Here is a 17,420-nt window from a genome sequence, read left to right as displayed (position 1 = left end):
ACCCGGTGTACGCCCTCCGGAGGGATAAGCGGTTCAGTACCTAAGACGCCGATAATTACCGGATTCTGGAGGCGACGTACCGCGAGACGTGATCGTCCGTCCGGCGCTTGAACCCCGCCCGACGGGCGAGGCGGTCGAGTTCGCGGGAGACGAGGCTCCCGTACTGCACGGCCTTCTTCTCCCTGAACGCCACGCCGTCGGGCACGAACTCGCGGGCGGCGAGGCGGAGCGCGCGCTTTCGCTCTCCGCGGTCGTCGACGAGCGACTCACCCGGGAGCGAGAGCGCCGCGGCGATCACGCGGTCGTCGAGCAGCGGCGCGACCGGTTCGACGCCGGCACCGCGCAGCGCCAGCACGTCCCGCTCCAACTGGTCGGGGAGCGTCCCGAGGACCTCCCGCCGCGCGCCGCGCACGGTGTCGGCGTCGACCCGCGGATCGTCCGGCGCGCGGGCGATCTTCGCGTAGCCGCCGAACAGCTCGTCCGCCCCCTGCCCGACCGCGAGGCGGTCGTGCCCGTCGGCGGCCGCGCGCTCGGCGACGAGGTACAGCGGGAGCGCGATCGCCACGTCCATCGCGTTCGTCCGGCCCGTGGCGCGGGCCACCTCGGGGACGGCGCCCTCGACGTCGTCGAGCGAGAGTTCGATGACTCGGAGGTCGCCCTCGCGGCCCATCGCCCGCGCCGCGTCGCGCGCGGCCGTCACGTCGTGGCTCTCGGGGAAGCCGGCGACGTACAGCGGGCCGTCGATGCGGCTGGCGACGACCGCGGAGTCGACCCCGCCGGAGAACGCCACCGCGGTGCTCGGGTCGGGGTCGGTATCGCCGTCAGCCTCACCCGCGTCGCTCTCGCCGTCCGCTTCGTTCGCGTCGTCGAGGCTCGCGGCGAGGGCGTCGCGCACGTTCCGCACCGCGGCGCGCTCGTCTTCGATTGGGTCTGGATCGGGGAGCGTCCAGACCCGTTCGGGCTCCGCCCTCGGAGCGTCCGCCGGGCGCGCGTGGCCGGCCGGAAACGAGACGGGGTCGGAGAGATCCGACGGCGACCGCGCCCAGTCGTCGCCGTCGACGAACAGGGGATATCGGCCGAGGACGTCCCGGACGAACGTCCCGTCGACCTCGCCGGCGAAGCCGCGGGTGCCGGGGAGGGGGTCGCCGCTGTCGAGCGCGCGGCGGACCGCCTCGGGGGTCGCCCCCTGCAGCGTCATCTGAGGAAGGAGAACAGGCCCTGCTTCACGCGGCGCTTCGCGCCGCCCGCGGCCTGTCGGAAGCTGATGTGCCAGGGGGTGCGCTTGCCCTCGACGGTTGTCCGGCCCTCGCGGATGGCGTCGAGGATAGCCTCGACGCTGCGCTCCTCCGCGCCGATCCGCGTGACCGCCTGCCCGACCATCTCGCTGATGTGGGCGTCGCTCCCGGCGGTCATCGGGACGCCGCGCTCCTTGGCGAACGCCTCGGCCTGGCGGTTCGCCCGGCCGGTGAGAAGCCGGGAGTTGTACACCTCGATGGCGTCGGCCCTGGCGAGCGCGTCCATCGAGATGTTCGCGAGGACGCCGTGGCGCGACTCCTGAAACGGGTGCGGGACGACGGCGATGCCGCCGAGGTCCCGGATGCGGTTGAGCGTCGCATGGTAGGAGAGCCCCTCGGGGACCCGCTCCTCGACGCCCAGCGCGAGGACGTGGCCGGCGGCGCTGGAGACCTCCATCCCCGGGATCCCGACCAGATCGTACTCCTCGGCCTTCGCCGCGGCGTCGAGGCTGGCGTCTATCTCGTCGTGGTCCGTGACGGCGAGGGCGTCCAGCCCGACGGCCTCCGCCTGCTCCAGCAGGAGTTCGACCGGGTCCCGGCCGTCGTACGACAGCGACGAGTGGCAGTGAAGTTCGGCCGACAGCACGGGTCGCCCTTCGCAGGGGGGTAGCAAAAACGCCCCGGTCTCGGGTCGACGGCGACGCGAGCGGGATTTCGGCGGCCGCCGCCGGGCGCCATATTATGCACGAATGTGCACATAGAAAGCCTCTTATCCACCGTGTTTGAACAGATGAATGAATGAGCCTCGCCGATTCGGACCGCGAACTCGTCGTCGAGGAGCTCGGGCGCGACCCCACGCCGGCGGAGGAAGCGCTCTTCGAGAACCTCTGGAGCGAACACTGCGCCTACCGCTCATCCCGCCCCCTGCTGTCGGCCTTCGACAGCGAGGGGGAGCAGGTCGTCATCGGCCCGGGGGACGACGCGGCCGTCGTCGCCCTGCCGTCGGCTGACGTCGACGCCGATAGCGGCGGCCGCTCCGATGACTCGACGTACGTCACGATGGGCATCGAGAGCCACAACCACCCCTCCTACGTCGACCCGTACGACGGCGCGGCGACCGGCGTGGGCGGCATCGTCCGCGACACGCTGTCGATGGGCGCGTACCCGATCGCGCTCGCCGACTCGCTCTATTTCGGCGATTTCGACCGCGAGCACTCGCGGTACCTCTTCGAGGGCGTTGTCGAGGGCATCGGCGACTACGGCAACTCCATCGGCGTCCCCACCGTGGCGGGCAGCGTCGCCTTCCACGACGACTACGAGGGCAACCCGCTGGTCAACGTCGCCTGCGTCGGCCTGCTGGACGCCGAGCGGATGATCACCGCGGAGGCCCAGCAGCCGGGCAACGAGCTCGTCCTCGTCGGCAACTCGACCGGCCGCGACGGCCTCGGCGGCGCCTCCTTCGCCAGCGAGGACCTCTCGGAGGACGCCGAGACCGAGGACCGCCCCGCCGTGCAGGTCGGCGACCCGTACACGGAGAAGCTGCTGATCGAGGCCAGCGAGGACCTCGTCGAGGCGGGGCTGATCGAGTCCGCCCGCGACCTCGGCGCGGCCGGCCTCGGCGGGGCGTCGAGCGAACTCGTCGCCAAGGGCGGTCTCGGCGCCGAGATCGAACTCGACCGGGTCCACCAGCGCGAGCCGAACATGAACGCGCTGGAGATCCTGCTCGCGGAGTCCCAGGAGCGGATGTGCTACGAGGTCGCTCCCGAGAACGTCGAGCGCGTCCGCGAGGTCGCGGAGCGCTACGACCTCGGCTGCTCGGTCATCGGCGAGGTGACCGAGGGGAACTACGTCTGTACCTTCGAGGGGGAAACCGTCGTCGACGCGCCCGCCGAGTTCCTCGGCGAGGGCGCGCCGATGAACGACCTGCCCCACGAGGAGCCGGCACAGCCTGACCGCGACCTCGCGGACGCCGACATCGCCGAGGCGTTCGAGGCCGTCGTCGGGAGCCCGAACACCGCCTCCAAGCGCTGGGTGTACCGCCAGTACGACCACGAGGTGGGCGTGCGGACCAGCGTGCCGCCCGGCGACGACGCCGCCGTCCTCGCTATCCGGGAGGCCGAGCAGGGGCTCGCGATCTCCTCCGGAGCGGACCCCAACTGGACCGACGCCGCGCCGTACGAGGGCGCTCGCGCCGTCGCGCTGGAGAACGCCACGAACCTCGCCGCGAAGGGGGCGACGCCGCTCGCGGCCGTCGACTGCCTCAACGGCGGTAACCCCGAGAAGCCCGACGTGTACGGCGGCTTCAAGGGGATCGTCGACGGTCTCGCCGACATGTGTTCGGCGCTCGGCGCGCCCGTCGTCGGCGGGAACGTCTCGCTGTACAACGACTCCCCGAGCGGCCCCATCCCGCCGACGCCGACGCTGGCGATGACGGGTACCAAGGAGAGCTACAGTGCGCCGCCGCTCGCGGCCGATGACGACGCCGCCGTGCTCGTCGTCGGCGACCCCGCGCTCGACGGCCGCGACGTCGGCCTCGGCGGCTCCGAGTACCTCGCGCAGTTCGGCGGGAGCGACCGGTTCCCCGAACTCGCGGACGACCCCGCGGCGTTCGTCGAGGCGCTCGCCGACGTGGCCGACGCCGACGCGACGCGGGCCGTCCACGACGTGAGCCACGGCGGCCTCGCCGTCGCGCTGGCCGAGATGGTCACGGAAGACGCCGGACTCGACGTGTCCCTGCCCGCCGCGGCCGACCCGGCGACCGCCCTGTTCCACGAGCGCCCCGGCCGGGCCGTCGTCCAGACGACCGACCCCGCCGCGGTCCGGACGGCGTTCGACGGCGTCGCGCCGGTCCGCGAGATCGGCGAGGGGACGGCGACCGGCGAACTGTCGGTCGACGCGGACGGGGCCGACCTCGCCTACGACGCCGACGCGATCGCCGCCCTGCGCTCGGTCATCGCGGACCAGATGTCCTGACCGGCGCGTCGAGTTTCTCGCCGACCAGTTCGAACGCCGCCGCCGCGCTCTCGAACCGCCCCTCGTCGTCGAACCGGAACGTCGAGGGCGGCGTCGGCCGTATCGCGTCCCCGATCCGGCCGAGGAGGCCGTCCGACGACTCGCCCCACCGGAGGTCGATCCGGCGGCGGTCGCGGTCGACGGCGATCCCCCAAATCCCGGATAGGTCGGTGCAAAACCCCACCTTGCCGTCCTCCCGTTCGACGCAGAACTGCGGCGGTCGTACGGCGTAGCGCCGTCCGTCCGACCACCACTCGGCGAGCGTCCGGGCGGGCCACAGCGCCGCGTGGACGTCGTCCAGATCGGCTTCGATCGCTCTCGCGACGCCGGCGGCGGCCGTCTCGTCGAGGTCGAACGTTCCGTGGTCCGGCACGTGCCGGAGGAGCAGTCCGTCGGGGGTGCGGACCTCCAGCCGCTCCAGCGAGACGAAGCGGTGAAACGAGGTCAGCGAGAGCAGCGACTCCGTCGCGTCCCGGCACGCCGGCAACCGGCCGCGGAACCGCCCCTCGTCGAGTCGGCGGAACGACGCCGCTATCTCGTCGCGCACGTCGGGGTGGTCGTCCCCGAGTTGGCGGGCCGCCAGCCAGAGGTCGACGCGGTCGCCGCGGTCCAGTACCGGCCACAGCGCCGCGTTGGTCCGCCGCACCTCGGCGGCGGCGGTGCCGTCGGCCGGCTCCGTCGCGAGGAGGACGTGCGTGGGGTCGAACTTCGCGTCGGAACGGTCGGTCATGGTTCGAGGTGGCGGTGATGGTGGGCGGAAGCGCCACGTCCGGGGCGCGGCCGCCCCCGTGGGCGCGACGAGTCGCGCTGGACGGGCCTCGTCGGCGCTGCCCGGCCCCGTGACGGCGGGTATCCGCGCCGCCGCACATTCTTTCGTTCCTATTTCGGCCGACATATTAAAATAGTTCCGCGGTGAGTTTTACGACGATGGGTCAATTCACGGGTGGGACTTCGCTATGACGGGGGCGGGCACCCCGGTCGTCCTCATCGTGGAGGACGAGCCCGACCTCGCCAACCTCTACGCCTCTTGGCTCAGGGACCACTGCACCGTCAGAACCGCCTACGACGGGACGCAGGCCCTCGACGCGATCGACGAGGACGTCGACGCGGTTCTGCTGGACCGGCGGATGCCGGGGGTCTCCGGCGACCGCGTCCTCGACACGATCCGCGAGCGCGACCTGGAGTGCCGCGTGGCGATGGTGACCGCGGTCGAACCCGACTTCGACATCATCGAGATGGGGTTCGACGACTACGTGGTCAAGCCGGTCGCCCGCGGCGACCTGCTGGATACGGTCGACCAGCTGCTCCTCCGGTCGACGTACGACGAGCAGATCCAGGAGTTCTTCGCGCTCGCCTCGAAGAAGGCCGTTCTGGACTCGGAGAAGAGCGAGGCGGAACTCCGCGCCAGCGAGGAGTACGCCCGCCTGGAGGACCGCCTCGCGGTCCTGCGCGAGCAGATAGACGACACGCTCGGCGAACTGTCGAGCCACGGCGCCTACCGCCGGGTCTGTCAGGACCTGTCGCGGTCGGCGTCCCGGTCCAACTGACGCTACTCGGCCGTCGGTTCGAGCGTCGTGATGTCCGCTACCTCGAAGCGGAGCGTCCCGTCGGGCGTCGCCGCCGCGACCAGCGTCCAGCCGTGTGCCTGCGCGATCTCTCTGGCTATCGCCGGGCCGATCGGGCCGTCCGCGTCCGGGTCGGTCACGGTCCGAACGTCTTCCGGGGGCGTCGCGTCGGCCCGCTCGACGTAGATCCCGCCGGGATAGCCGCCGTCGGCGACCGAGCGGGCCTTCGCCTCCGCGAGCAGCCCGACGCGGACGTCGGCGGTCGTCCCCGCCTCGGACCACCGGAACAGCGTCTCGAAGAGGCGGACCAGCCGGTCGCGGTCGGCCCGCAGCGTCGCGTCCTCGGCGACGGTTACCGTCACGTCGGAGACCGGGACCGTCTCGTCGGCGGCGACGCGCTCCCCGGCGTCGTCGACCGCGTCCGAGACGTCGACGAACGTCCGGGACCCCAGCGCCGCCCGCCCGGTGGACAGCTCGGTCGCGTCGCCGACGAGACGGTCGGCCGCGGCGAGCGCCGACCGGGCGTCCTCAGCCCGCTCGTCCTCGACGTCGTCGAGGGCGCCCAGCGCGGTCTCCAGCTTCTCGCGGGCGTGGCCGTCGAGCAAGGTTTCGAGCGCCTGCAGGCGCTCGGTCTGCTCGCTGAGCGCCGTCTCCCGCTCCGAGAGCAGCTGCTCGCGCTCGGTCCGGTCGAGCTCCAGCGCGGTGTTCGCCGCGAGGATCTCCGCGAGCTCGCGGTCGCGCTCGTCGAACGCGCCGACGGTCTGGGCGCCGGTCATCAACACCCCGTGGTCGCCGATGGGGACGATGAGCTCGCTCCGGATCGGCGTCTCGGGGTTGTACTTCCCCTCCTCCTCCTTGAGGTCGTCGAACAGCGCGGACTCGCCGCTGAGGTAGGCGTCCCAGATGAGCCCCTCGTTGCGGCCGAACTGGGGGAGCCCGCCGACGACCTCGTGCGCGCCGGCGGTCGCCGCGACCGGTTCGAGCCGGTCCCGCTCCTCGTCCAGGAGCCAGACGCCGCTGATCGGGAGATCGAGCAGTTCCGAGGCGGTGTGGACCGCGACGGCGCAGATGTCGTCGCGCGTCTCGGCCTGGAACAGGTGCCGGGTGACGTCGTGCAGCGAGGTGACGACGCGCTCGTACTCGTGTCGGTCGGTGACCTCGCGGATGACGCCGGCGACGCTGTCGGTGTTGGTTCCGGGGATCGGGACCATCCGGATCTCGCCGACCCGGGTGGACTGGTCGGCCATCTCGAAGGTGACCTCCAGACGCCGCTCCGGGGCGTCGCTCTCCCGGAGGTCGTCGAGGGCCTCGTCCAGCGTGTCGGCGCTGTCGCCGTCGATGGTCGCGATGCGCGGGAGCGCGGAGACGTGCTTCCCGACGAGGCGCTCGCGGGGGACGCCCAGCGTCGCCTCGACGGCGCGGTTGACGTAGGTGATCTCGTTGTCGTCGTCGAGCGTGATGACGCCGTCGTGGACCGCCTCGACGATGGCCGCGTGCTGGTTGGCCTCGCTCTCCTGGCGCTTGCGCTCGGTGATGTCGCGCAGGTACACTGACAGGCCGTCCTCGGCGGGGTAGGCGCGGACCTCGAACCACGTCTCCAGCGGGTTGTAGAACGTCTCGAACGCGACGGGACACTGTTCGTCCATCGCGTCGTGGAACTGCGACGGGAAGGGGGTGTGGGCCGTCTCGGGGAACACGTCCCAGATGACCTCCCCCAGCAGCCCCCGGCCGGCCGGGTCGAGCATCTCCTCGGCCCGGTCGTTGAGGTACGTGAACCGCCAGGTCCCGTCGAGCGCGAAGAACGCGTCCGTGACGCGGTCGACGATCTCCAGTCCGTCCGCGACCTCGATGTCGGTCATTGCTGTCTCACCCGGTCGCGCCGCGCGAGCGCTCCCGCCGCGGAGCGATCCGTCATCGGTTTCGTGATCATAGCAGGAGCCGGTACTTACGTTTCGTGGCCGAACCCCGGACGCGGCGTCGGTCAGTTCCCGGGACGATGCTCGCGGTCGGCCCAGTCGCGAAGGCGAGCGAGCGCTGCGTTCTCGGCGCGCGAGACCGCGTCGCCGGTCCCGAGTTCGTCGCTTTCGAACACGTTGAGCACCGCCGTCGCGCCCTCGGAGTACGCGACGAGGCGGTCGGGGTCGCCGCGCTCGTGCTGGAAGGGGATGGTCGCGTCGTTGACGAACACGGCGGCGGGGTCCGGCGGCGCTTCGTCGAGGAGCGTCTCGGCCCGTGCGGCGTTGTCGGCGGCGAGCCGCCGGGCGTCGGCCGCGTCCTCGCCGTCGGCCCGGGGCGCGTGTGCGTCGAGGACGCCGTGCCACGCCCTCTCCGGGATCGCCGCGAACCGCGATAGCCGGCCGCCGAGGACCTCGTCGTCGCGCTCGACCACGGGCGCGAAGTCGAGGACGACGACGCCGTCCGGGCCGCGCTCGGCGACCCACGACTCCAACGCCCGGGCGGTCAGGCGCGTCTTGCCGACGTTCGACGGGCCGGTGACGAGCGTGGTGCCGGAGAGCGGGAACGGGAGGCCCGACGCCATCCTCACGCCCGCGAGCCGGCCAGCGTCTCGCGGACGAACCGGACGATCAGGACCAGCGTCGCCGCGGCGAAGACGCCGGCGAACAGGAGCACGAGCGCGGTCATCGCGTCGACGCCGGAGACGTACTGCTCTCGGAGGAACGAGCCGGCGGTGACGGCCGCGACGCCGAGGAGCGCGACCCCGCCGACGTTGGCCGCCGTCGGGTTCGGCTCGGGCACCGCGTCGTCGCGGTTGAGGAGGTACAGCACGAGCGCCAGCGCGAACGGCGTCCCGACGAGACCGAACGCGAGCACCAGCACGAGCAGGGGGAAGAACGCGCCGCCGAGGAACGCGCCGCCGGCCGAGAGCAGCGCCACCGCGACGAGCAAGGCGCGGTAGCGCGGGTCGGACACGTCGGTGTCCCAGCCCAGCTTGTCGGCGACGAGGTACGGCGGGACGACGGTGTTGCCGCCGAGCGTCGAGACGGCGGCGCCCCAGAGGCCGAGCAGGAACAGCCACTTCGCGCCCGACCCCGCGACGGGTTCGAGCGCCTGTGCGGCCCCGACCGCGGTCAGGTCGGGCGAGTCGAGGACGCTCGCGGCGACGAGGAAGATGGCGAGGCTGTAGATCCCGAACGCGACCAGCATCGACCCGCCCACGTCGAAGACGGCGAGGTCGTAGTCGTCGCGGCTCCAGCCCCGCGCCCGCATGGTGTAGGACTGCATCGTCACCAGCGTCACGTGGACCGCGCCGCCGAGGACGCCGGCGGCGAGCAGCGCGCCGTCGACGCCCGCGGGGACGGCGGGCACCAGCCCGCCGGCGGCGGCCGCCGGGTCGATCGGGACGACGAACAGCGACGCGACGAACGCGAGGACGACCGCCGAGACGAGCACCTTCGCGCCGACCTCCGCGACTCGGTAGCCCCGGCCGGCGAGGCCGACCGCGAGGACGACGGCCCACGCCACGCCCCAGATCCGGGCGTCCACGCCCGTCACCGTCGCGCTGACGTCTGCCACGGTCTTCATGATGATCAGCTGCGCCAGCCCGGCGGCGACGACGACGTCCGCGACCAGCAGCCACGCCCACCCCTCGCCGAGGTGGCGCTCGACGACCGAGACGATGCCCGCCTCGGTGAGCAGGCCGAGCCGCATCGCGAGGTACTGCGAGAGCGCGCCGAGCACCGCCGAGAGCACGACGATCCACAGCAGCGCGTAGCCGTGCGCCGCTCCCGCGCTGAGCAGGCTCGCCATCGTCGCCGGCCCGGCGGCGATGGCGCCGGCGAGCCACGCCGGTCCCATCGCGGATAGCTTCGACGCGATTCCCTCCTGCGACGCCGCGCCGATCTCCTCGCTCGCCGACGCGTCTCCGGTCCGTTCTGTCATTACTCGGACCTTCCGTGCGAGGCCTAAAGGGGTTTCTATCCGGTGGTACAACCGGGTAGTACGGCGGCGCGCAGCCGGGCGCGACGCCCGACCGAGCGTTGCGGCCTGCGAATTCCCGGTGCGGCCGTCAGAAGAACTCCCGCAGGAACGGGTCCGTCTCCGGGAACAGCGCGGCCAGCGTCTCCAGCGCGTCCGCGCTTGTGGCGTCGAGTTCGCCCGCGGCCGCCAGCGCCTCGGCGGAGCGGTAGCCGACGACCAACTGCGAGAGCGCGCCGACGCCCAGTTCGACGTCCGCGGGGGCGTCCGTCGGCCGACAGGTCGCCGCGCCGTCCTCGACCGCGAGTTCGAACGTCCCGTCGTTCCAGTCCGCGAACGGGTCCGACACGGCGAGCGCGACCGCGCCGTCCGCCGGATACGCGAGCGCCGACAGCGTCTCGGCAACGTCGACGAGGCGGACCATCGGCCCGAGCCCGAGTTCGCAGTCAACCTCGGCGGGGTCGTCGACCTCGTCGAGCAGGTAGTTCGACTCCGGCAGCGACAGCTTCACCGAGTCGACCTGCGAGTCGTGGTTGTAGAGGAAGTACAGCAGGTTCAGGCGGGCCTCCCGGTCGGCGTAAGCGAACTCCCGGACGGCGAGCGTCTTCTCCTCGCCCTTGTCGTTCACGCGGTAGACGACGTAGCCCGCTAGCTCCCCGTCCCGCTCCCAGCCGTAGGCGTACGGCGGATCGCGCCACGAGCTGTCGAACACGCGTTCGCGCCACCAGGTCTCCGTGCGGTCCATCGCCAGCGCGAACCGCTCGGCGTGGGTGTCGTACACCCGGTCGGCGGCGGCCCAGTCGTCGGGCCCGAGCGGCCGGTGGTCGCCGCTCGCCGCGTCGGCGGCGAACGCCAGCGACTCGGGCGGCATCTCGTACGTGGCGTACCTGTTCGCAGTCGCCCACCCGTACTGCCCGTAGAACCCGCAGTCGAAGGGCCACAGCGCCGAGAGCAGGTCGCCCCGCTCGCGGTACTCGCTGAGCGACTCGGACAGGAGGCGGCGCACGTGGCCCTTCCGGCGGTGCTCCGGCGGCGTCGCGACGGCGGAGAGACCGGCCACGTCGCGGAACTCCCCGCGGAGGCGCATCCGGAACGAGCGGTGCTTGCAGACGCACAGCATTTCCTCGCCCTCGAAGAGGCCGCGGCGGACGAACGACGAACCGTCGCTGCGCTCGTCGTCGGCGTCGGGGGGCCCTTCCTCGGGCGCGAACGCGTAGTGGATCGTCTCCCCGAACTCCGCGTCGCGGTCGTCCGGGACCCGCCGGTACTCGACCATGCGCCAACCTCGCGGAACGCCGGCAAAAGAGTACGGGTCGCGCCCCCTACGCCTCGGTCTCGACCGCCTCTTCGACGCGGGTACGGGCCGAGACCCGCTTCTCGCCGACGATGGCGCCGGCGAGCGCGCCGAGCGCGGCGCCCGAACTCGCGGCGTTTCGGTTGAACAGACCGCCGACGGCCGCGCCGATGCTGGCGCCGAGGGCGGCGTGGCGGGAACGACTCAGCGCTCGCTTGATACGATCGGATACCATACATGAACTATCGCGGTACGCGTCCATTAATGTCGGGGTGCCGGCCGGGCGGTTACCGCCGGGTGATCCTCGCGATGCGGAGCGCTGCGCCGACGGGGAGGTGCGTTCGTCCCGCCGCGCCGACCTAGAGGAACGCCTCGATGCGGTCCATCGCCTCCTTCAGGTCCTGCGTGCCGGTCGCGTAGGAGACGCGCAGGTGGCCCTCGCCGCCCTCGCCGAACACGTCGCCGGGGACGACCGCGACGCCCTGCTCGTGGAGCAGGTCCTCGGCGAACCGCTCGGCGTCGGCGCCGGGGACCTCGGGGAAGACGTAGAACGCGCCCTTCGCCTCGAAGCAGTCGATGCCCATCTCCTCGAACCGCGAGAGGACGAGGTTGCGCCGCCGGTTGTACGTGGCGACCATCTCCTCGACCTCGTCGTCGCAGGAGCGCAGCGCCTCCAGCGCGGCGTGCTGTGCGGTCGTCGGGGCCGACAGCATCGAGTACTGGTGGATGCGGTTCATCCCCGCGATGGCCTCCGGCGGGGCCATCGCGTAGCCGAGGCGAAGCCCCGTCATCGCGTACGCCTTCGAGAAGCCGTTGAACACGACGGTCCGCTCGCGCATCCCGGGCAGCGTGGCGATCGAGGTGTGGTCGAACCCGTAGCTCAGATCGGCGTAGATCTCGTCGGAGATCACCGTGAGGTCGTGCTCGCGGGCGAACTCCGCGACCGGTTCGAGCTCGGATTCGGTCATCACCGCTCCGGTCGGGTTGTTCGGGTAGCAGGTGATGAGCACCTCCGCGTCGGCGGCCCCGCTCGCCTCCAGCCGCTCGTAGGTGAGCTTGAAGTCGTCGGCCTCTCGCGTCGGGACGGGGAGCGGGTCCCCGTCGGCGAAGATGACGCCGGGCGCGTAGGAGATGTACGACGGCTGGGGGACGGCGACCGTGTCGCCGGGGTCGACCAGCGCGCGCATCGCCACGTCGACGCCCTCGCTGACGCCCGTCGTGACGAGGATCTCGTCGTCGGGGTCGTAGTCGAGGTCGTAGCGGGCGGCGACGTGGTCGCTGATCGCCTCGCGCAGCTCCCGCATCCCCCGGTTGGCGGTGTAGGACGTGCGGCCGCGCTCCAGCGACTGGATGGCGGCCTCGCGGGCGGCCCACGGCGCGGAGAAGTCCGGCTCGCCGACGCCCAGCGAGATGACGTCGTCCATCTCCTCGGCTAGCTCGAAGAACTTGCGGATCCCCGACGGGGGGACGCGCTCGACTCTGTCCGATAAATTCATGGCGAGATCGACAACCGGTCGTCGTCGTGGCCGTCCTCGAACTCGATGCCGCGGTCCTTGTACGTCTCCATCACGTAGTGGGTGACGGTCTGGGTGATCTCCGGCGCGCGGGCGACCTTCTCGCTGATGAAGTTCGACACCTCCTGCAGCGAGTCGCCCTCGACCTCGAGGTGGAAGTCGTAGTCGCCGCTGACGAGCTGGAGCGTCGTCACCTCGGGGAAGCGCGCGAGGCGCTCCGCGATGTCGTCGTACCCGGTGTCGCGGTCCAGCGTGACGTTCAGCTCGACCTCCGCGCGAATGTGCTCTTCCTTGACGCGGTGCCAGTCGACGACGGCCTGATAGCCGCGGATGATGCCCTCGTCCTCAAGGGTCTCTATCGTCGAGACGACCTCCTCCTCGGAGAGGTCCGTCATCCGGGACAGGTCCTCGGTCGAGTAGCGCGCGTTTTCGAGCAGGAGGTCGAGTAGCTCGCGCTTGTCGGTCATACGTACGACAGTCGGTGGGTCCGACATAAGGGTTTCCTGTCCGTGCCAATACCTGACGAAGGGCGTGCGACGCCGGACCAAACCGGGATCGATTCGAAACCCTATCACCGCTCCGGCCCCCGCTGTCGATATGAACTACATCGGCTGGTCCGTCGTCGCACTGATATCGTACACCCTCGTCGCCCCGTTGATGAAGGTCGCGACCCAGTCGATCCCGAGCGACGTGGCGACGGCCGTCTCGAACACCATCCTCGTCGGCGTCGCGCTCACCGTCGTCGCCGTGGGCGACCACCCCGTCGGCGAGTACCTCACGCACCCGAAATCGCCGTACATGTACGCCGCCGGTATCTGTCTCGCCATCGGCATCCTCGCGTACTACCGCGCCCTGTCGATGGGGCCCGTGAGCGTCGTGACGCCGGTGTTCGGGCTCTTCCTGGTGACGAGTTCGCTGCTCGGCATCGCCGTGCTCGACGAGCCGTTCACCGCGCGAAAGGCCGCCGGCGTCGGGTTCGCCCTCCTCGCGGTCTACTTCACCACCGTCGAGTGAACGCCGCGCCGGTCGTTCCCGGCGCGAACTTTTCTGGGCTCACGCTCCGTCGTCCGCCGTCTCCGACTCGCCGCTCGTCGAGGCGAGTGGTAAGCACTAACTCTCGCGCCCCGTTTCTCTCGCGTATGGTGCTGCTAGAGTCGGACTCCGAGCTCGAACCGGGCGACGAGGCGCCGGCCTTCGAACTGCCGGGCGTCGACGGGGAGACGTACTCCCTCGACTCCTTCGCGGACGCGGAGGCGCTGCTCGTCGTGTTCACTTGCAACCACTGCCCGTACGCGCAGGCGAAGTTCGACCTGCTGAACGGCCTCGCCGACGAATACGACGACGCGGCCGTCGTCGGCGTCAACCCCAACGACGCCGAGGAGTACGGCGAGGACTCGATGGAGAAGATGCGCGAGTTCGTTGAGGAGGGCAGGGTCGACTACGACGCCTACCTCCGCGACGAGTCGCAGGAGGTCGCCGAGGCGTACGGCGCGGTCTGCACGCCGGACCCCTTCCTGTTCCGGCGGGAGGAGGGCGCGTTCCGCCTCGCCTACCACGGGCGCCTCGACGACGCGCTGAACCCGGAGGAGGAGCCGACGCGGTTCCAGATCCGCGAGGCCATCGACGCCGTGCTCGCGGGCGAGGACGTCGACCTGGAGTGGCAGCCGTCGCAGGGCTGTTCGATCAAGTGGAAAGACGAGTAGGGCGCCGGTGACGGCAACTGCGGCGATAGCGAGTCGCCGCGCCCTCAGAACCCCCGGCGGTACTGCACCGGCGGGTCGATGCGGTCCTCCATCCCGAGTTCCTCCGCGGCGTGGAGCGCGAAGTAGGGGTCGCGGAGGTGCTCGCGGCCGACGATGGCCAGATCCGCGCGGTCGTTGCGGATCAGCGCGTCGGCCTGCTGGCCGGTGGTGATGCCGCCGACCGCGCCGACGGCGGCGTCGGTCTCTTCGCGGACGCGCTCGGCGTACTTCACCTGGTAGTTCGGGCCGCCGTGAGGGAGCTCCTGGTCCGGGTGGATACCACCCGAACTCACGTCGATCAGGTCTGCGCCGTCCTCGGCGAGCAGGTCCGCGAGGCGCGCGGTCTGGTCGACCGTCCACGACTCGCGGTCCGAGAGCCAGTCAGTCGCGGAGAGCCGCACAAAGACGGCTTTCTCGTCGGGCCAGACGTCCCGCACCGCGCGGGTCACCTCGCGGACGAGGCGGGTCCGGTTCTCGAAGCTCCCGCCGTAGTCGTCGTCGCGGTCGTTGGTCACCGGCGAGAGGAACTCGTGCAGGAGGTAGCCGTGGGCGGCGTGGACCTCCGCGACCTCGAACCCGGCGGCGAGCGCGCGCTCGGCGGCGGCCGAGAACGAGTCTATCACGTCCTCGACGTCGCTCTGGTCCATCCGGCGCGTCGCGGCTCCTCCCTCCTCGTAGGGGTACGGCGCGTCCGTCGGCGCGATAGTCTCCCAGCCCCCCTCGTCGGGCGAGAGGGGGCGGCTCCCGTCCCACGGTCGCGTCTTGCTGGCCTTCCGCCCGGCGTGGGCCAGTTGGATCGCGGGGACGCTGCCCTGGCTCTCGATGAACTCGGCGGTCGGCGCGAGCGCGTCGGCGTGCTCGTCGCTCCAGATGCCGAGGTCGTGGGGCGTGATGCGGCCGCGGGCCTCTACGGCCGTCGCCTCGGCCATCACGAGGCCCGCACCGCCGGTGGCGCGACTCCCGAGGTGAACGTTGTGCCACTGGGTCGCGAGGCCGTCGCGGTCCTCGCAGGAGTACTGGCACATCGGCGACACCGTGATCCGGTTCGGTATCTCGGTCCCCCGGAGCGACAGCGGCGTAAAGAGGTCGTCGGTCATCGTGCGTGCTTGCGGACTCGGCGGTTAAACGGGCACGGACAGGGAGGGGATTGCCGCCAAACACCCGCCAGTTAATTGCCGCAGGACCGAAGACCGCCCATGGAACTCGAGAGCGTCTTCGGCGCCGCCTCGCCGGTCGTCGGCATGGTCCACCTCCCGCCGCTGCCGGGGTCGCCGGGGTTCGACGGCGACCGCGACCGGATCGAGGAGCGCGCGCTGTCGGACGCCCGGACGCTGGCCGAGGGCGGCGCCGACGCCGTCCTCGTGGAGAACTTCGGGGACGCGCCGTTCTACCCCGACGACGTGCCGAAACACGTCGTGGCGTCGATGACCGCGGCGGTCGAGCGCGTCGCCGACGCCGTCTCCCTCCCCGTCGGTGTCAACGTCCTGCGGAACGACGCCGAGACGGCGGTGTCGGTGGCGGCCGCGACGGGCGCCGACTTCGTCCGGGTGAACGTCCACTCGGGCGCGGCGGTGACCGATCAGGGCGTAATCGAGGGGGCGGCGCACGAGACAGTGCGTCTCCGGGACCGCCTCGACGCGGACGTGTCTATCCTCGCGGACGTGGGCGTCAAGCACGCCGCGCCGCTGGGCGACCGCCCGTTCGCCGAGCGCGTCGCCGACGCCGTGGAGCGCGGGATGGCGGACGGCGTCGTCGTCTCCGGCGCAGGCACGGGCGAACCGACGCCCGAGGAGCGCCTCGATGCGGCGCGAGAAGAGGTCGCTTCACTCGACCGCGAGGTCCCGCTGTTCGTCGGCAGCGGCGTCACCGCGGAGACCGTCGCCGCGACGCTCTCCGCGGCGGACGGGGTCATCGTCGGCACCGCACTGAAGGAGGGCGGGGAGACGACGAACCCCGTCGACCCCGACCGCGTCCGTCGGGTGGTCGAGGCAAGAGACGAGGGCTAAAAGCCGCCGCGAGCGGTCCCGGTACGGCGGGCGATCGCTGGGCCGGCGGTGGCGGAATACCTACGCGAGAGGACCGGTAGGGCTAGAATTATGGTTAGTTCGGTACTTGTTCTCACTGGACATGAAGAAGCTGATCAACGATCCGGAAGACGTGGTCGACGAGATGCTCGACGGGATGGTCGCGGCGTACCCCGACCGCGTGCGTCGGCTCGACGGGACGAAGGTGCTCGTCCGGGCGGACGCGCCGGTCGACGGGAAGGTCGGCGTCGTCAGCGGCGGGGGGAGCGGCCACGAACCGACGCACGCGGGCTATCTGGGCCCCGGCATGCTCGACGGCGCGGCGGCGGGCGAGGTGTTCACGTCGCCGACGGCCGACGAGCTGAACGAGATGATCGCCGCCGCCGACGGCGGGGAGGGGGTGCTCTGCGTCGTGAAGAACTACGAGGGCGACGTGATGAACTTCGACACGGCCGCCGAGATGGCGGGGATGGAGACCGACGCGGACGTGGCGCAGGTCGTCGTGAACGACGACGTGGCCGTCGAGGACTCGACGTACACCTCCGGCCGGCGGGGGGTCTGCGGTACCATCCTCGTCCACAAGGTCGCGGGCGCGATGGCCGACCGCGGGGAGGACCTGGAGGAGGTACGGCGCGTCGCGGAGAAGGCGATCGACCGCGTCGGCACGATGGGGATGGCGTTGACCTCCTGTATCACGCCCGACAAGGGCGAACCGACGTTCGACCTCGGCGACGACGAGATCGAACTCGGGATCGGGATCCACGGCGAACCCGGCGTCGAGCGCACCGAGCAGATGCCCGCCGACGACGTGGCGGACGAACTGACCGAGGCCGTGCTGGAGGACCTCGACCCGGAGGGCGAGGTCGTCACCATCGTTAACGGGATGGGCGGCACGCCGCAGATGGAGCTGTTCGTCGTCAACCGCCGCGTCCAGCAGATCCTCGACGACCGCGGGCTGGAGACGTGGGACGCCTGGGTCGGCGACTACATGACGTCGCTCGACATGCAGGGCTGTTCGGTGACGGTGATGGACGTCGACGACGAACTGAAGGACCTGCTGCAACACGAGGCCGACACGCCGGCGCTCAAGCGGTAGCG

General features: G+C 71.3%; 17 protein-coding genes. 6 read left to right on the top strand and 11 right to left on the bottom strand.

Annotation, left to right across the window (positions count from 1 at the left end):
- Nucleotides 1–55: 55 nt before the first annotated feature.
- Nucleotides 56–1,192 (bottom strand): asparagine synthase C-terminal domain-containing protein, encoded by a 1,137-nt coding sequence (locus D8670_RS00720; RefSeq protein WP_121816287.1) that lies wholly within the window; start codon nucleotides 1,190–1,192, stop codon nucleotides 56–58.
- A gap of 2 nt (nucleotides 1,193–1,194) precedes the next feature.
- Nucleotides 1,195–1,881: a PHP domain-containing protein gene (locus tag D8670_RS00715; protein ID WP_121816182.1), complete on the bottom strand. Its 687-nt coding sequence runs from the start codon at nucleotides 1,879–1,881 to the stop codon at nucleotides 1,195–1,197.
- A 152-nt stretch (nucleotides 1,882–2,033) separates the two neighbouring features.
- Here D8670_RS00715 and purL point away from each other — a divergent pair, with 152 nt between their 5' ends.
- Complete coding sequence (gene purL, locus D8670_RS00710; RefSeq protein WP_121816181.1) at nucleotides 2,034–4,208, top strand: phosphoribosylformylglycinamidine synthase subunit PurL; 2,175 nt, start codon at nucleotides 2,034–2,036, stop codon at nucleotides 4,206–4,208.
- Here purL and D8670_RS00705 read toward each other — a convergent pair.
- On the bottom strand, nucleotides 4,186–4,977 hold the full coding sequence (locus D8670_RS00705; protein WP_121816180.1) for a hypothetical protein: 792 nt from the start codon (nucleotides 4,975–4,977) through the stop codon (nucleotides 4,186–4,188). The two genes, purL and D8670_RS00705, sit on opposite strands and share 23 nt — an antisense overlap.
- Nucleotides 4,978–5,203: 226 nt before the next feature.
- On the opposite strand from D8670_RS00705, the gene D8670_RS00700 reads away from it, so the two are divergent.
- Nucleotides 5,204–5,794 carry a HalX domain-containing protein gene (locus D8670_RS00700; protein WP_121816179.1) on the top strand — a complete coding sequence of 197 codons (591 nt, stop codon included), beginning with the start codon at nucleotides 5,204–5,206 and terminating at the stop codon, nucleotides 5,792–5,794.
- Nucleotides 5,795–5,796: 2 nt separating this feature from the next.
- On the opposite strand, the gene D8670_RS00695 is transcribed toward D8670_RS00700, so the two are convergent.
- The 7 genes from D8670_RS00695 to D8670_RS00665 form a co-directional block, all read right to left on the bottom strand.
- Nucleotides 5,797–7,671, bottom strand: coding sequence for a sensor histidine kinase (locus tag D8670_RS00695; RefSeq protein ID WP_121816178.1), 1,875 nt, complete (start codon nucleotides 7,669–7,671; stop codon nucleotides 5,797–5,799).
- A gap of 122 nt (nucleotides 7,672–7,793) precedes the next feature.
- Complete coding sequence (locus tag D8670_RS00690) at nucleotides 7,794–8,351, bottom strand: hypothetical protein (protein ID WP_121816177.1); 558 nt, start codon at nucleotides 8,349–8,351, stop codon at nucleotides 7,794–7,796.
- 2 nt (nucleotides 8,352–8,353) lie between these two features.
- A complete protein-coding gene (locus D8670_RS00685; RefSeq protein WP_121816286.1) occupies nucleotides 8,354–9,628 on the bottom strand; it encodes an NRAMP family divalent metal transporter in 1,275 nt (424 codons plus the stop codon).
- Between the two features lie 211 nt (nucleotides 9,629–9,839).
- Nucleotides 9,840–11,024: a GNAT family N-acetyltransferase gene (locus D8670_RS00680; RefSeq protein WP_121816176.1), complete on the bottom strand. Its 1,185-nt coding sequence runs from the start codon at nucleotides 11,022–11,024 to the stop codon at nucleotides 9,840–9,842.
- 46 nt (nucleotides 11,025–11,070) lie between these two features.
- On the bottom strand, nucleotides 11,071–11,277 hold the full coding sequence (locus tag D8670_RS00675) for a YMGG-like glycine zipper-containing protein (RefSeq protein ID WP_121816175.1): 207 nt from the start codon (nucleotides 11,275–11,277) through the stop codon (nucleotides 11,071–11,073).
- Between the two features lie 124 nt (nucleotides 11,278–11,401).
- Nucleotides 11,402–12,538: a pyridoxal phosphate-dependent aminotransferase gene (locus tag D8670_RS00670; RefSeq protein WP_121816174.1), complete on the bottom strand. Its 1,137-nt coding sequence runs from the start codon at nucleotides 12,536–12,538 to the stop codon at nucleotides 11,402–11,404.
- Nucleotides 12,535–13,023, bottom strand: a complete 489-nt coding sequence (locus D8670_RS00665; RefSeq protein WP_121816173.1) for an Lrp/AsnC family transcriptional regulator — start codon at nucleotides 13,021–13,023, stop codon at nucleotides 12,535–12,537. The genes D8670_RS00670 and D8670_RS00665 overlap by 4 nt, the downstream gene beginning before the upstream one ends.
- Before the next feature lie 130 nt (nucleotides 13,024–13,153).
- On the opposite strand from D8670_RS00665, the gene D8670_RS00660 reads away from it, so the two are divergent.
- Together D8670_RS00660 and D8670_RS00655 are read left to right on the top strand one after the other, a co-directional pair.
- Nucleotides 13,154–13,570 (top strand): EamA family transporter, encoded by a 417-nt coding sequence (locus D8670_RS00660; protein ID WP_121816172.1) that lies wholly within the window; start codon nucleotides 13,154–13,156, stop codon nucleotides 13,568–13,570.
- Nucleotides 13,571–13,695: 125 nt separating this feature from the next.
- Nucleotides 13,696–14,259, top strand: coding sequence for a thioredoxin family protein (locus D8670_RS00655; protein WP_121816171.1), 564 nt, complete (start codon nucleotides 13,696–13,698; stop codon nucleotides 14,257–14,259).
- Between the two features lie 44 nt (nucleotides 14,260–14,303).
- On the opposite strand, the gene D8670_RS00650 is transcribed toward D8670_RS00655, so the two are convergent.
- Complete coding sequence (locus D8670_RS00650; RefSeq protein WP_121816170.1) at nucleotides 14,304–15,395, bottom strand: NADH:flavin oxidoreductase/NADH oxidase; 1,092 nt, start codon at nucleotides 15,393–15,395, stop codon at nucleotides 14,304–14,306.
- Between the two features lie 99 nt (nucleotides 15,396–15,494).
- On the opposite strand from D8670_RS00650, the gene D8670_RS00645 reads away from it, so the two are divergent.
- Together D8670_RS00645 and dhaK are read left to right on the top strand one after the other, a co-directional pair.
- Nucleotides 15,495–16,304 carry a BtpA/SgcQ family protein gene (locus tag D8670_RS00645; protein ID WP_121816169.1) on the top strand — a complete coding sequence of 270 codons (810 nt, stop codon included), beginning with the start codon at nucleotides 15,495–15,497 and terminating at the stop codon, nucleotides 16,302–16,304.
- Nucleotides 16,305–16,425: 121 nt separating this feature from the next.
- Nucleotides 16,426–17,418: a dihydroxyacetone kinase subunit DhaK gene (gene dhaK / locus D8670_RS00640; RefSeq protein ID WP_121816168.1), complete on the top strand. Its 993-nt coding sequence runs from the start codon at nucleotides 16,426–16,428 to the stop codon at nucleotides 17,416–17,418.
- Nucleotides 17,419–17,420 lie beyond the last annotated feature (2 nt).

Source organism: Halostella limicola, from assembly GCF_003675875.1.
Lineage (GTDB): Archaea > Halobacteriota > Halobacteria > Halobacteriales > Natronoarchaeaceae > Halostella > Halostella limicola.
The sequence above is the reverse complement of the archived record's forward strand: the minus strand, read 5'-3'. Positions and strand labels throughout refer to the sequence as shown.

Coding starts and splice junctions, on each gene's coding strand:
- dhaK (WP_121816168.1), top strand. CDS start 16,426: ATGAAGAAGCTGATCAACGATCCGGAAGACGTGGTCGACGAGATGCTC.
- D8670_RS00685 (WP_121816286.1), bottom strand. CDS start 9,628: ATGGGACCGGCGTGGCTCGCCGGCGCCATCGCCGCCGGGCCGGCGACG.
- D8670_RS00675 (WP_121816175.1), bottom strand. CDS start 11,277: ATGGTATCCGATCGTATCAAGCGAGCGCTGAGTCGTTCCCGCCACGCC.
- purL (WP_121816181.1), top strand. CDS start 2,034: ATGAGCCTCGCCGATTCGGACCGCGAACTCGTCGTCGAGGAGCTCGGG.
- D8670_RS00650 (WP_121816170.1), bottom strand. CDS start 15,395: ATGACCGACGACCTCTTTACGCCGCTGTCGCTCCGGGGGACCGAGATA.
- D8670_RS00680 (WP_121816176.1), bottom strand. CDS start 11,024: ATGGTCGAGTACCGGCGGGTCCCGGACGACCGCGACGCGGAGTTCGGG.
- D8670_RS00655 (WP_121816171.1), top strand. CDS start 13,696: ATGGTGCTGCTAGAGTCGGACTCCGAGCTCGAACCGGGCGACGAGGCG.
- D8670_RS00645 (WP_121816169.1), top strand. CDS start 15,495: ATGGAACTCGAGAGCGTCTTCGGCGCCGCCTCGCCGGTCGTCGGCATG.
- D8670_RS00695 (WP_121816178.1), bottom strand. CDS start 7,671: ATGACCGACATCGAGGTCGCGGACGGACTGGAGATCGTCGACCGCGTC.
- D8670_RS00660 (WP_121816172.1), top strand. CDS start 13,154: ATGAACTACATCGGCTGGTCCGTCGTCGCACTGATATCGTACACCCTC.
- D8670_RS00705 (WP_121816180.1), bottom strand. CDS start 4,977: ATGACCGACCGTTCCGACGCGAAGTTCGACCCCACGCACGTCCTCCTC.
- D8670_RS00700 (WP_121816179.1), top strand. CDS start 5,204: ATGACGGGGGCGGGCACCCCGGTCGTCCTCATCGTGGAGGACGAGCCC.
- D8670_RS00670 (WP_121816174.1), bottom strand. CDS start 12,538: ATGAATTTATCGGACAGAGTCGAGCGCGTCCCCCCGTCGGGGATCCGC.
- D8670_RS00665 (WP_121816173.1), bottom strand. CDS start 13,023: ATGACCGACAAGCGCGAGCTACTCGACCTCCTGCTCGAAAACGCGCGC.
- D8670_RS00690 (WP_121816177.1), bottom strand. CDS start 8,351: ATGGCGTCGGGCCTCCCGTTCCCGCTCTCCGGCACCACGCTCGTCACC.